11 protein-coding genes are annotated in these 12,533 nt (G+C 64.1%); 2 read left to right on the top strand and 9 right to left on the bottom strand.

Annotated elements, in window-relative coordinates; all coding sequences use genetic code 11:
• Nucleotides 1-216: 216 nt before the first annotated feature.
• From ACFXS9_RS33750 to ubiE, 8 genes are all read right to left on the bottom strand, one after another.
• Nucleotides 217-939 (bottom strand): nucleotidyltransferase family protein, encoded by a 723-nt coding sequence (locus ACFXS9_RS33750; protein ID WP_392696737.1) that lies wholly within the window; start codon nt 937-939, stop codon nt 217-219.
• Between the two features lie 131 nt (nt 940-1,070).
• On the bottom strand, nt 1,071-1,394 hold the full coding sequence (locus tag ACFXS9_RS33745; RefSeq protein ID WP_057844762.1) for a PilZ domain-containing protein: 324 nt from the start codon (nt 1,392-1,394) through the stop codon (nt 1,071-1,073).
• A 90-nt stretch (nt 1,395-1,484) separates the two neighbouring features.
• Nucleotides 1,485-3,005: a tRNA (adenosine(37)-N6)-threonylcarbamoyltransferase complex ATPase subunit type 1 TsaE gene (gene tsaE / locus ACFXS9_RS33740; RefSeq protein ID WP_392696734.1), complete on the bottom strand. Its 1,521-nt coding sequence runs from the start codon at nt 3,003-3,005 to the stop codon at nt 1,485-1,487.
• Nucleotides 3,002-5,500 carry an ATP-binding protein gene (locus ACFXS9_RS33735; RefSeq protein ID WP_392696731.1) on the bottom strand — a complete coding sequence of 833 codons (2,499 nt, stop codon included), beginning with the start codon at nt 5,498-5,500 and terminating at the stop codon, nt 3,002-3,004. Before ACFXS9_RS33735 ends, tsaE begins: the two co-directional genes overlap by 4 nt.
• Nucleotides 5,501-5,791: 291 nt before the next feature.
• Nucleotides 5,792-6,241, bottom strand: a complete 450-nt coding sequence (gene dut, locus ACFXS9_RS33730; RefSeq protein WP_392700161.1) for a dUTP diphosphatase — start codon at nt 6,239-6,241, stop codon at nt 5,792-5,794.
• A gap of 5 nt (nt 6,242-6,246) precedes the next feature.
• A complete protein-coding gene (gene coaBC / locus ACFXS9_RS33725) occupies nt 6,247-7,689 on the bottom strand; it encodes a bifunctional phosphopantothenoylcysteine decarboxylase/phosphopantothenate--cysteine ligase CoaBC (protein WP_392696728.1) in 1,443 nt (480 codons plus the stop codon).
• Between the two features lie 57 nt (nt 7,690-7,746).
• Entirely contained in the window at nt 7,747-9,321 is a 1,575-nt protein-coding gene (gene ubiB / locus ACFXS9_RS33720) for a 2-polyprenylphenol 6-hydroxylase (protein WP_392700160.1), read from the bottom strand.
• A complete protein-coding gene (gene ubiE / locus ACFXS9_RS33715) occupies nt 9,318-10,079 on the bottom strand; it encodes a bifunctional demethylmenaquinone methyltransferase/2-methoxy-6-polyprenyl-1,4-benzoquinol methylase UbiE (protein WP_392696725.1) in 762 nt (253 codons plus the stop codon). Before ubiE ends, ubiB begins: the two co-directional genes overlap by 4 nt.
• A gap of 79 nt (nt 10,080-10,158) precedes the next feature.
• Between ubiE and mutM the strand changes: the two genes are divergently transcribed.
• Nucleotides 10,159-11,040 (top strand): bifunctional DNA-formamidopyrimidine glycosylase/DNA-(apurinic or apyrimidinic site) lyase, encoded by an 882-nt coding sequence (gene mutM / locus ACFXS9_RS33710; RefSeq protein WP_392696722.1) that lies wholly within the window; start codon nt 10,159-10,161, stop codon nt 11,038-11,040.
• A gap of 35 nt (nt 11,041-11,075) precedes the next feature.
• Complete coding sequence (locus tag ACFXS9_RS33705) at nt 11,076-11,594, top strand: GNAT family N-acetyltransferase (protein WP_392696719.1); 519 nt, start codon at nt 11,076-11,078, stop codon at nt 11,592-11,594.
• A gap of 116 nt (nt 11,595-11,710) precedes the next feature.
• On the opposite strand, the gene ACFXS9_RS33700 is transcribed toward ACFXS9_RS33705, so the two are convergent.
• Entirely contained in the window at nt 11,711-12,478 is a 768-nt protein-coding gene (locus ACFXS9_RS33700) for an AAA family ATPase (RefSeq protein ID WP_392696717.1), read from the bottom strand.
• Between the last annotated feature and the right edge of the window lie 55 nt (nt 12,479-12,533).

Raw genomic sequence — 12,533 nt, 5'->3', positions numbered from 1 at the left:
GAAGAGGGGCAGGTCATGCGGGTGAGAGCGGCGTCCCCGCTACTCACTGCCAAAGCAGTCCGGGCCCATTCTACTTTGCATGGGGTTGTTTTCGAGATTTTTTGTCTGAGCCCTGCGGCGGACCGTCGAAGAGTATCTGCATTGCGTTCCGGGGGCACGAATCGCTGATGCTTTCGTGCTAACGGCGGATCGGTTCGACGCCGGTCCAGCGTCGGATCAGGCCACACTCTCCAAAAACGCCTCTTCTGCGGCCTGTACCGCGTCGGGGGTTCCGACATGCATCCAGACGCCGTCGAGCCTGAGGCCAAACAATCGCTCCTGCTCGTTGGCGCGGTCGAACATTTTGGTCAGCGAAAACTCGCCTGCCGGCGCGTCGGCAAACAGCGACGGCGACATGATTGCAGCCCCCGCATAGACGAACGGCACCACCTGGTGTTCGCGCCGCTTGCGCAGCGCGCCATCCGGCAGCATGGCGTAGTCGCCGCGGCCGGCATAGCCGATGCTGTTCGTGGTCGGCGCCATCAAGAGCAGGATGTCCATGCGATCCGGATCGAAGGTTTCGGCAAGCCGTGTCAGATTGGGCCGCACGCCATCGATCCACATCGTATCGGCGTTGACGTGGAAGAACGGCTCCTTGCCGAGCAGCGGCAGCGCCTTCACCACCGCGCCGCCGGTGCCGAGCACCTGGTCGCGTTCGTCGGAAATGATGATGCGGGGCAGGCTACGGTTCGCGGTGTGCTGGATGATCTGGTCAGGCAGGTAATGCACATTGACCACGGCCTCGCTGACGCCGGCGCCGGCGAGCTTGTCGAGCACGTGATCGAGCAACGGCTGGCCGGCCACAGTCACCAGCGGCTTCGGCATGTGGTTGGTCAGCGGGCGCATGCGCAAACCGAGACCGGCGGCAAGGACCATGGCTTTGGTGGGCGTAACGGACATTTTTGGAGTTTCTCGAACCATCAACTTGCGCCGCGGATCATACCACGGCGATCTCGCTTGAACCCAGCCAACCATGAGGCCTTAGTGGCCGCACATGACGGCCGTACGACGGCCGCTGGCGCTTGCCAACTTCAGGCTTCGGCGTCCTCGGCCCCACGCTTGGCCATTTTCTTCTTCTTGTCGCCCTGCTTCAGGAAATTGACGCCGATCTGATCGCCATTGACCCAGGCCAGCTCGCAGCGCCGATAGGCCAATCCCGTCGACGACAACAGCAGGAAGAATTCCTTCAGATGCAGGCCCTCGACTGAGCCTTCGACCGTCAGCTTGGCGCCGGTCTCGGAGACGTCTTCCATCACGCAATCACGCCGCCAGGTGCCGTCGATCCCCATCATGTGCGCCGCAAAGCCGCGCTCGAATACGACTCGATCTCCCTTGCGCCGTTCCGCCGCCGCCATGGCCGTCCTTCCGGTTCAAAAAAATGCTGGTCCACGCCTGCGCAGCGTGCCGGTTCCAGATTAAATGCGGGGTGGCTAACAGGAGGTAAATCAGGACAGCGGCGGTGGCACGTTGGCGGCATACCATTCGCGAAACGCGGCCAGCGCGGGATGCGCCAGCGAGCGGTTCAGGTAGGTCCAGATGCGGGGCTGGTGGCGCAGATATTGCGGCTTGCCGTCGCGCCCGTTGAGCCGGGCGAAGGTACCGAGCAGGCGCGTATTACGCTGCGCCGACATGATGGCGTAGAGCTCGGCAAAGCTGGCCGGATCGAACTGGCCATCTGCCGCGCGGCGCGCCTTGATGTAGCGCGTCAAGAGCGACAGCTCGAGCGGTTCGGGGACGTCGATCCGCGCGTCCTGCAGCAGGGAGACCAGATCGTAGGCGGCAGGGCCCAACGCGGCGTCCTGGAAGTCGATGATGCCGACACGTAAAATCCCGGTGCGGTCGTCGAGCCAGATGATGTTGGGCGAATGAAAATCACGCAGCACCCAGGTTCGCGGTGCAGCCGCCGGCTTCTCCAACAGCGTTCGCCACATCGCGATGAATTCGTCGCGTTGTTGCGGACTGACCGCAGCGCCGCGAACCGGCAGATACCATTCAAGCATCAGCCCGATCTCGACCAGCCATGCATCGATATCGTAAACGGGAATTTGGTATGCGCCCTGCGGCGTCAGTGGCGCCGTTTCCGGTAGGGGATTGCGATGCAGCTCCGCCAGCATGTCGGTTGCCGCCTCATAGCGCTCGGCGATCGGCCGCGGCGGGTCGCCTTCGACGATGCCGGCACTGCCGAAATCCTCGGTGATCAGAAAACCGGAATCGAGATCGGCGTGGCGGATCGCGGGCGCCGAGAAGCCGTGCGCGCGCAGGCCATTGTCGATGGCGACGAACGGCTTGACATCCTCGGCGAGATGAACGGCCGCGCTGTAGGATTTGCCGGCATAGATCGCCGGTCCATCCGGGCGGCGCGGCGAATTCATCAGGATGGATGTGCCGTCGTCGCCGATCAGGCGCGCATAGGAGCGTGTCGAGGCGTCGCCGGGCATGCGCTTGCGCGCTGCGTCCAGGAAGCCCGCCTCAGTGAGAAATTTGCGCAAGCTGCTTAGTCGCGCCACCTGCGCCGCCGCCTTGCCATAGCCGGTGATTTCGGCGGCCCGCGCGCTCGATCCGAGCGCGGGACGATGGCTGAAGGCGATGTCGATGCGATCTTCGGGCAGTGCGTCGGGTGCGCGCTCCGGCCATTCGATCAGCGCCAGCGTACCCTCCGGCAGCGGCGACAAGCCGATTTCCTCCAGCTCGCTCGAATCGTTGATGCGGTAGAGATCGGCGTGGACAATCGGAAACGGCAGTTCGTAGCTCTGGGCCAGCGTGAATGTCGGGCTCGGCACTTCGAGCGCGGGATCGTCGGCGAGATAGCGGATCATGGCGCGCGCCGCCGCAGTCTTCCCCGCGCCGAGATCGCCCGACAGCGTAATGACGTCGCCGGGGCCGACCAGCAGCGCGAGGTCGGCCATCAGATGCGCCGTTGCCGCCTCGTTCGCCAACGCCACTGTAAATGTCGCGGGCGCAGTCATTCGGCAGCGTTACGGTGGGCGTTCTGGTCGATCGGGAAATCGCAGGTGACGGTCGTGCCTCTGCCGACGATCGAGTCGACGCGCACCTTGCCGCCATGCAGTTCGACGAACGAGCGTACCAGCGACAGGCCGAGGCCGGCGCCGCGATGGCGCGAGCCGTGGGAGTGGCTCTCGAACCAGTCGAATACCTTGTCCTTCACCTCGGCGGGAATGCCGGGGCCGGAATCGGAGACGGTGAAGATCACGCGATGCTCGGTTCGCCGCGCGCTGATCGTCACCGCGGCATCGTGCGGCGAGAACCCGACCGCGTTGGCGAGCAGGTTATAGAGCACTTGCACCACGCGCCGCTCGTCGCCGGTGAAGTTGCCGATCTCAGGATCGATATCGACCCTGAGCTCGATGCGGTCGGTCGCCAGCCGGTCCTGAATGCCTTCGGCGGCGGCCTGAATGGCTTTTTCGATATTGACCGGGCCGAGCTCGAGCTTCATGGCGCCGGCATCGATGGTGGCGAGATCCAGGATGTTGTTGGTGAGCGCAAGCAGCGCGTTGGTCGACTTGGTGACGTAGTCGAGATACTCGGCCTGCTTTGGCGTCAGCGGGCCGGTCGAGGGATCGCTGAGGAAATGTGCAAAGCCGATGATGGTGGTCAGCGGTGCGCGCAGCTCGTAGGACACGTGGTGGACGAAATCCACCTTCATCTGGTCGGCGGCTTCCAGCGCCTCGTTGCGCTCGCGCAGCGCGCGCTCGACGTTCTCGGTGTCGGTGATGTCCTGGAATGTCAGAAGGGTCGCGCCGTCGGGCAGCGGCATGGTCATGCAATCCAGCACACTGCCGTCCTTGCGCTCGAGTTTCAGCGCCACCTGCGCCCGGTTCTCGATCGCGGTGATCGCCTCGCGCAGCGCCCGCCAGGTCAACGCGTCGTCGAACAGCGGCTTGCACCACGCTTCCACGGTCTCGATATGGGGCTGCTCTTTGAGCGATTCCGCCGAGAGCTTCCACATTTTCAGGAAAGCGGGATTGAACAGTTCCACGCGGCCGTTGCTGCCGAACACCGCGACCGCTTCAGCCAGGTTGTCGAGCGTTTCATGCTGGACCCGGGTCAGGCGGTCGTAGCGGCGTGCGAGATCCAAGCTTTCGGTGACATTGTCGAACAGATAGGTGACGCCGCCTTCGAGATTCGGCGTGGTGACGACGCTGACAGCGCGGCCGTCGGGCAGAAACCAGGTGTAGTTCTCCGGCTCGACGGCGCGGTAGGCTTCGTGGAGCTTGGCCTTCCAGGCGCGGAAATCGGGCTGTTCGGGCAGCTTGCGCGCCGCGCGCAGCCGGTCGAGCACGCTTGAATCGTCGGGGTTTGAATCGAGGAAGGCTTGATCGAGACCCCACAGCCGGCGGTAGGATTCGTTGTAGAAGGCAAGCCGTCGCTGGCCGTCGAATACGGCAACCCCCGACGACAACTGGTCGAGGGTGCGGCGATGGGCTTCCGCCATCCGCTCCATGGCGTCGCGCAACTGGGTCGCCTCGCTGGCGTCGATGGCGATGCCGGCGCTGCCGCCGCCGAGCTTGAGCGCCTGAACGTCATAGATGCGCCGCTCGCCGCCGACCACGATCGGCAGCCGCGCCGCGTAGGTGGAATTGTCGTTCAGCACCCGGCCCATCTCGGAACGCTGGTCGTTCTCCAGGAGCTCGAGGTTGCGGTAGATCGTGTCCGCGACGCTTGCGCCTTCGGTGGCCCGCACATAGGCAGTGTTCGCGTAACGCAGATTGCCCTCGGCGCTCTTGGCCCAGATCGGCCAGGGCGCCGCGGCGGCGAAGTCGCGCAACAATTCGGTCTCCTCCAAAAGCGTCCTGTAGCGGAGATTGGATTCGGCGAGCTCACGGCGCAAGCCACCAAGTTCGCGAATCCGCACAATGGCTTGCCCCCCAATGGCGCGGCCCATCGCTTCGATGGCGCGGCCGTTCGAGGTGGCGAGGTTGAGCAGAAAACCTTCGCCGGCCTCGCGCAGCGCGTCGACCGCACGGTCCATCCGCAGCGCCGGTTCCGGCGGCAGCCAGGTTCCAAAGGCAAGAATGCGCTGCGGCGAATTCGACAGTGCGTCCTGCGAGATCAGAAGCGAAGTGTCGCCGCTGATCTGGGGTCGGTTGTCCCCCGCGGCCCAGGCGATCAGAATCTGGGGCTCGGCGAACAACAGCGCCCGCAGCCGGTCGGCCTGTACCTGCAGATCGGCGATGTCGGAGCGTAGGTCGAGTTCGATCCGGGTGGCCCGAATGCGCGTGCGCATCAGCAGGATTGCGGCCACCACGGTAAAGCCGAGCAGCGATAGCGCCGTCGTCAGCACCGCGAACTCCTGGTGATTGAGGTCGAACAAGGCGGAAATCGCCTGCGTGATGGTCAATTCGTCGGCCAACGCGGGCTCCGGCAGCGCGGAGAAAGCGGTGGCGAGCGCAATCACGCCGTGGCGCGCCAGTGAGGTGCACGACAGCAGGGTTCGACGCATCGCAGCGACTACGCCCGACATTATTTGCCCCAAGAACGCATGACTGCAGGCACCACCCCCAGCGCATAATCCGCCAAAATGTGAGCGGTTTGCGTTGAGGTTATGCGCCGACTAAGGATTGAGCGCGCCCGGACACAAAACCGGACCCCACTTTTGCTGGTCGCGCTCTACACGAATCGGGTCGAGAGTATCCCCTTCGGAAGTCGACCGGTAAGAGTCCAGACCGTGAACGCAAAACTGCCTGTGAAAAAATCAAGGCGGCATCGTTCCGAACCGGTCAAACCGAACGATTCAGCGGCCGGTCGAGCCAAAACCGCCACTGCCGCGGCCGGTTGCCGTCAGCGAAGTGACGGGAACCAGTTCCGCTTGCACCACAGGCGCGATCACCATCTGCGCGATGCGCTCCCCGCGCTTGATTGGGAAGGGCATATCGCCGTGGTTGATCAGGAGCACGTTGATCTCGCCGCGGTAATCGGCATCCACCGTGCCGGGCGAGTTCAGCAGCGTGACGCCGTGTTTGGCGGCAAGCCCGGAGCGCGGCCGCACCTGCGCCTCATACCCGGAAGGCAACGCGATCGTGAGCGCGGTCGGCACCATCGCGAATTTTCCGGGCGGGAGGATCAGCGGCGTATCCGCCGGCACCGCCGCGAGCAGGTCGAGCCCGGCGGCATCGGCGCTCTGATAGGCCGGCAGTGCGAGACCTTCGCCATGTGGCAATTGGCAGACGTCGACCTTCACCATCACGTTCACGAATTCTTCTCCACGGTCTGCGCAATCTTCGCCACCAGTTCGACTGCGACCTGTTCCTTGGTCATCACCGGCCAAGACTCCACTTTAATGCTGTCGACGTTGATCTCCTCGCCATCGCGCGTCAGCAGGTGAACGGTGTTGCGGTCGCCGCCCATCACACCGGTTGAAGGCGAAACGTCATTGGCAACGATCCAGTCGCAGCCCTTGCGCGCGATCTTGGCTTTTGCGTTGTCGATCAGATGTTCGGTCTCGGCGGCAAAGCCGATCACCAGCGGCGGACGATTCTCCTTCAACTTCGAGATCGTCGCCAGAATGTCGGGATTTTCCACCAGTTCGAGCTGCGGCATGCCGGCGGACGTCTTTTTCAGTTTCTGCTCGCCTTCATTGGCAACGCGCCAGTCGGCAACGGCGGCTGCGAAGATCGCGATGTTCGCCGGCAAGGCGGCTTCCACGCGATGCAGCATGTCACGCGCCGATTCGACCCGGATCACCGTGACGCCGGGGGGATCGCGCAAGTCGACCGGGCCGGACACCAGCGTGACGTCCGCGCCCGCGGCCTGTGCCGCGGCGGCGATGGCAAAACCCTGCTTGCCGGAGGAGCGGTTGGCGATATAGCGCACAGGATCGATCGCCTCATGCGTCGGCCCTGCCGTGATCAGCACGCGCTTGCCCGCGAGCGGACGCGGTCGCGGCGGGCGCAGGATGTCGACGGCGGCGGCGGCAATCTCGACCGCCTCCGACATCCGGCCGATGCCGGCCTCATTGGACTCAGCCATCTCCCCGGCGCTGGGGCCGATCATGTGAACGCCGTCGCGGCGAAGTTGCATGACGTTGCGGCGGGTGGCGGCGTTGTTCCACATCAGGGGGTTCATCGCAGGCGCCAGAAGGATCGGCCGGTTGGCCGCCAGCAGGATGGCGGTAGCGAGATCGTCGGCATGGCCGTGCGCCATCTTCGCCATCAGGTCGGCGGTCGCCGGCGCCACGATGATCAGATCGCATTCGCGCGCCAGCCGGATATGGCCGGCGTCGAATTCGCTCTCGGGATTGAACAGGTCCGTATAGACGCGCTCATGCGACAGCGCGCTGGCCGAAAGCGGCGTGACGAATTGCTGGGCGGCCTTGGTCAGCACGCAGCGGACGTCGATGTGTCGCTCTTTAAGCCGCCGGATCAGTTCCAGCGACTTGAACGCGGCAATGCCGCCGCCGATGATCAGGGTGACGTTCGGTGTGCTGGAGGCGCCGACCGATCGCACTGCCTGTGCGGGGACCTCTACGGAGGGCGGTGAGGTGGTGCCGCCTGATAGTTCGGGACGTCCTTGGATTAGTTCTCCCAGGATGACCCGGACTTCCTCTTCAACGGAGCGGCCGTTTCCGGCCGACCGGAGCCGCAGATAGGCTTTGACGGCTTCATCGAGTTTTCGGATGGTCAGGCTGGCCATAGGGAGGCCTCCGGCAGGTTGTGCAGTCAATGCTAGCACGTCATGCCAGCATTGCAATCACAACTGCAGGATTGCAAACAGAATTCCGATAAAGGTCGCCGCAATGATCCAGAGCGCCACCGTGCGCCAGCGGCTCTTGCGGCCTTCGGCCCGGCCCAGGGCCGCAACAGTCTCCGGCGACAGCGTCAGGCCCTCGCGGGTCATCTTTTCCATGTTCTCGATCACGGCAACCGCCCGCGAAGCGATCGCCGGCAGGCCCGCCATCACGCGGCCGAGTTCGCCGGCGCCGGTCATGGCCCCCTGAACCCGCCCGAGGGGACCAAGATTGCGCTCGATCCATTCGCGCACCACGGGATCGGCCACCTTCCAGATATCGAGCTTGGGGTCGAAGCCGCGCGCGACGCCTTCGACCACCACCATGGTCTTCTGCAGCAGGATCAGTTCGGGCCGGGTCTGCATGTCGAACAGCCCGGTGACCTCGAGCAGCAGGGTCAACAGCTTCGCCATCGAGATTTCTTCGGCGGTGCGGTTGTGGATCGGCTCGCCGATCGCGCGGATGGCTTGCGCGAAATTTTCCACCGAATGATGCCCCGGCACGTAGCCGGCCTCGAAATGGACTTCCGCGACGCGGCGGTAGTCGCGCGTGATGAAGCCCAAGAGAATTTCGGCGAGGAAGCGCCGCTCCTTCACGCCGAGCCGGCCCATGATGCCGAAATCGACCGCCACCAGCCGTCCGGTGTCGTCGAGAAACAGATTGCCGGGATGCATGTCGGCATGAAAGAAGCCGTCGCGCAGCGCGTGGCGCAGGAAACTCTGGATCACCTTGCGCCCAAGGTCGGGCAAATCGACCTGCGCTGCTTCGAGGCGTGCATGGTCGTTCAGTGCGATGCCGTCGATCCACTCCATCGTCAGGACGTTATGAGTGGTGCGGTCCCAGTCGACGGCCGGCACGCGGAAATCCGGATCGTCGCGGGTGTTCTCCGCCATCTCGGACAAGGCGGCAGCCTCAAGCCGCAGGTCCATCTCCATCGCGACCGAGCGCGACATCGTGTTGATGACCTCGATCAGCCGCAGCCGCCGCGCTTCGGCCGAATGCGCTTCCGCGTTGTGCGCGACAAAGAAGAAGTCGGAGAGGTCGCGGCGAAAGCGCGAGGCGACGTTGGGCCGGAGCACCTTTACCGCGACCGGCTGGCGCACGCCATTTCGCTCGATCTCGCCGCGATGCACCTGCGCGATGGACGCGGCGGCGACCGCCGGGCCGAGGCTGACAAAGGCCTTAGCCACAGAGCGTTCCAGCGACAGTGCGATCACCGCCTCCGCTTCACTTTGCGAAAAAGGCGGCAGCCGGTCCTGCAGGCTTTCCAGGTCGCGCGCCATCGCAACCCCGACCACGTCGGGGCGTGTCGCCAGAAACTGTCCGAGCTTGAGGTAGGCCGGTCCCAGCCGCGTCAGTGCGCGGGATAGCCGTGGGCCGGATTTGGCGCCGGGCCGCTCGATCAATCGCGCCAGTCGCAGCGCGAGCTGCCCGGGCGCCGGCACCAGGCTCGGATCGACGACGCCGAACACGCCCTCGCGCGCGAACACGTAAGCGGCGCGGACAAGCCGCGCGATGTGGGTCGCCGCAGAAATCACAAGCGCCAGCCCGAATGCAGCGCCACGATCCCGCCGGACAGGCTTTCCCACTTCACCCGCGCAAAGCCGGCGCCGCGGATCATCTCGGCAAATACATTGGGCCGGGGAAATTTCCGGATCGATTCGACGAGATACTGATAAGATTCGGCATCGCCGGTCACGGCGCGGCCGAGCGGCGGGATCACCCTGAACGAGAACTGGTCGTACAGCCAGTCCAGTCCGGGAACGTCGACGGTGGAGAATTCCAGACACAGGAATCGGCTGCCCGGCCGCAGCACGCGATAGGCCTCGCGCAGCGCCACATCGATCCGCGGTACGTTGCGAATACCGAAGGCGATGGTGTAGGCGTCGAACGAACGATCCGGGAAAGCCAGCGCCTCGGCGTTGCCTTCGACGAAAGACACCTGATGGTCGAGATGCTGCGCGAGCGCGCGGTTGTGGCCGACCTCGAGCATATCCGTATTGATGTCGCAGACGGTGGCGCGGAAGCCAAAGCCGGCGGCCTTGGCCGCGCGGAAGGCGATGTCGCCGGTGCCGCCGGCGACGTCGAGCAGCGCAAACGGCGCATCGCTTTTCGGCGGGTTGAGCGCCGTGATCATGATGTCTTTCCAGACCCGGTGCAGGCCCGCCGACATCAGGTCGTTCATCAGGTCATAGCGCCTTGCCACGCTGTGAAACACGTCGTTCACCAGCGTCTGCTTGTCCCCTAAGGGCACGTCCCTGAAGCCAAAATGGGTGGTTTGATCCGGCCGATCCATTAGATGTACTCCGCTACCGGACCATAGCGTGCCCGTCGCATTGGCGCTATCACGTCACCTCCATAAGGTGAATGCCTGCATGCCTGAATTGCCCGAAGTTGAGACCGTCCGCCGCGGCCTGCAACCCGCCATGGAGGGGTCGAAAATCCTCAAAGCGGAAGCCCGGCGCAAGGATTTGCGGTTTCCCTTTCAAAAAGACTTTATCGCGCGGCTGGAGGGCCAGACCGTGACCGGCCTTGGCCGCCGCGCCAAATACCTGATGGCGGACCTTACTTCCGGCGACGTGCTGCTGATGCATCTGGGCATGTCCGGCTCGTTCCGGGTGCTCGATGGCGGCACTAACTATGCGCCCGGCCAATTCCACCATCCGCGCAGCGAGGACCGCGCGCATGATCACGTGGTGTTTCACATGTCGTCGGGCAGATCCGTCGTGTTCAACGATCCGCGCCGCTTCGGTTACATGAAGATTATTGCCCGCAACGTGCTGGAGGATGAACCGCTATTGAAGGGTCTCGGTCCGGAGCCGCTCGGCAACGAATTCGACGCCGCGATGTTGGCGCGGTCCTGCTTCAACAAGAAGACCAGCCTGAAGGCCGCGCTGCTCGACCAGCGCGTCGTCGCCGGCCTCGGCAATATCTACGTCTGCGAAGCGCTGTACCGCTCGCATCTTTCGCCGCGCCGGTTGGCGGCGACGCTGGCAACGAAGAAGGGCGAGCCGACCGATCACGCCGGGCGGCTGGTGAATGCAATTCACACAGTGCTCAATCAGGCCATCAAGGCCGGAGGCTCCTCGATCAACGATCATCGGCTGACCTCGGGCGAACTCGGCTATTTCCAGCACTCGTTCCAGGTCTATGATCGCGAGGGCGAGAAGTGCCAAACTAAAGGCTGCGGCGGTGTAGTGCGACGCTTTGTACAGAACGGCCGTTCAACCTTCTGGTGTCCGAAATGTCAGAAATGACTGTCACGCCGACGCTCGAAACCAAGCGACTGATCTTGCGGCCGCTGGCGCTATCCGATGCGCCGGCGATCCAACGTCATTTCAACAACTGGAATATCATCCAGCATCTCGCATCGGTTGTCCCCTGGCCATATCCGGAGGACGGCGCGACGACGTTCATCACGAGGGAGTTGGAGAGGGTCGCCGCGGGGGAAGAGATCTATAATTGGATGCTGGTGCTGCGCGGCGGTGATGGCGAGGCGATCGGGAATATTCGCTTTCACCCGAGGGCGGACAGTGCGAAGGGCAACCGGGGCTTCTGGCTCGCGGAGCGCTATTGGAATCAAGGCCTGATGAGTGAAGCCGTCGCGGAGGTGAACAATTTCGTCTTTGGCGTACTGGGCCTCGAGATTTTCTACGTCTGTAACGCGGTAACCAATGAGGCATCGCGCCGGGTCAAGCAAAAGACCGGCGCCGAATTGGTCGGCTACACCGAGCTTGCCCATCACAACGGTCAGACGCTAGCGGAACGATGGCGTGTGACGCGGGAACAGTGGCTGCGCCGGAACAGGTAGGCCACCCGGTCGGCGCGAAGCGCCGCCGGATGACAGGCTCCGCGAAGCAATCCAGCGGGGCTGGTCGGCTGGATTGCGTCCGTCTTCGCCTCGCGACGCTGCGCGAAGCAGGAATGTCAGACTCGAGCCGGCGCTCTCAGGAAGCGAGCGCTGTCGTTCGCGATGACCGGCAGCGCAGCCATTGCCGGAAGTATCGCAGGCGTTTCCACCAACTCCTCGATGATCGGTTCGTCGCCGGCCGCTGCCATATTGCCGAGCTGCACTTCGATCCACTGCCAGAGAGCGCGGATTTCCTCGGCAGATTTGCCGCACGGCGCGTATTCGCAGACCGCAAGTCCGGCGCTGAGCGCATCCTGATGATCGTTGCGCATCACGATGAAGGGTTTGGCAAGGATATCGCCGATGTCGAGCGCGGCCTCGTCGCTCAGCGCGTTCTCCGCGCTGGTGAGGCGCGTGCCCCGGATCGGCGTCTGGTTCAGGACATAGGCGAACGGCTTGCGCCAGGCCCTGACGACGCTGAGCGTCGGGGCGGTCGCCTCAATGTCCGCGATGCTCGGGCGCGTCGGGATCAGGCAAAAATCCGCATAACGAATCGCTGAATTGGTCGCGGCGCTGATGCCGCCGGCGGTATCCACGATCGCTACCGTCACGCCCTCGCGGTCGAGCGATTGCAGGCGTTGTTCGACCTCCCTGGCGGCGTAGACCGGCTCGACGACCGGCGCGGCATAGGGGCGGCGGCGCTTCCAGTTCGAAAGGGTGCCCTGCGAGTCCGTCTCGATCAGGCGGACATTGTGCCCGGCCCGGATGGCGGCAAGCGCAAGGCTGATGGCGAGCGTGCTTTTGCCGGAGCCACCCTTCTGGGTGGCCAATACGATCGTCTGCATTTCAGATCCTTTGGATGGCTTTCAGGCATTTTGATTACGGCACACGAGCCGCGCC

Source organism: Bradyrhizobium sp. RDI18, from assembly GCF_043203335.1.
In the GTDB taxonomy this organism is placed as follows: Bacteria; Pseudomonadota; Alphaproteobacteria; order Rhizobiales; family Xanthobacteraceae; genus Bradyrhizobium; species Bradyrhizobium retamae.
The sequence above is the reverse complement of the archived record's forward strand: the minus strand, read 5'-3'. Positions and strand labels throughout refer to the sequence as shown.

What these genes read in the sequence shown, in the direction of transcription:
- ACFXS9_RS33700 (WP_392696717.1), bottom strand. Translation starts at nt 12,478, where the DNA reads ATGCAGACGATCGTATTGGCCACCCAGAAGGGTGGCTCCGGCAAAAGC.
- ACFXS9_RS33750 (WP_392696737.1), bottom strand. Translation starts at nt 939, where the DNA reads ATGTCCGTTACGCCCACCAAAGCCATGGTCCTTGCCGCCGGTCTCGGT.
- ubiE (WP_392696725.1), bottom strand. Translation starts at nt 10,079, where the DNA reads ATGGATCGGCCGGATCAAACCACCCATTTTGGCTTCAGGGACGTGCCC.
- dut (WP_392700161.1), bottom strand. Translation starts at nt 6,241, where the DNA reads ATGGTGAAGGTCGACGTCTGCCAATTGCCACATGGCGAAGGTCTCGCA.
- ACFXS9_RS33735 (WP_392696731.1), bottom strand. Translation starts at nt 5,500, where the DNA reads ATGCGTCGAACCCTGCTGTCGTGCACCTCACTGGCGCGCCACGGCGTG.
- coaBC (WP_392696728.1), bottom strand. Translation starts at nt 7,689, where the DNA reads ATGGCCAGCCTGACCATCCGAAAACTCGATGAAGCCGTCAAAGCCTAT.
- tsaE (WP_392696734.1), bottom strand. Translation starts at nt 3,005, where the DNA reads ATGACTGCGCCCGCGACATTTACAGTGGCGTTGGCGAACGAGGCGGCA.
- ACFXS9_RS33745 (WP_057844762.1), bottom strand. Translation starts at nt 1,394, where the DNA reads ATGGCGGCGGCGGAACGGCGCAAGGGAGATCGAGTCGTATTCGAGCGC.
- mutM (WP_392696722.1), top strand. Translation starts at nt 10,159, where the DNA reads ATGCCTGAATTGCCCGAAGTTGAGACCGTCCGCCGCGGCCTGCAACCC.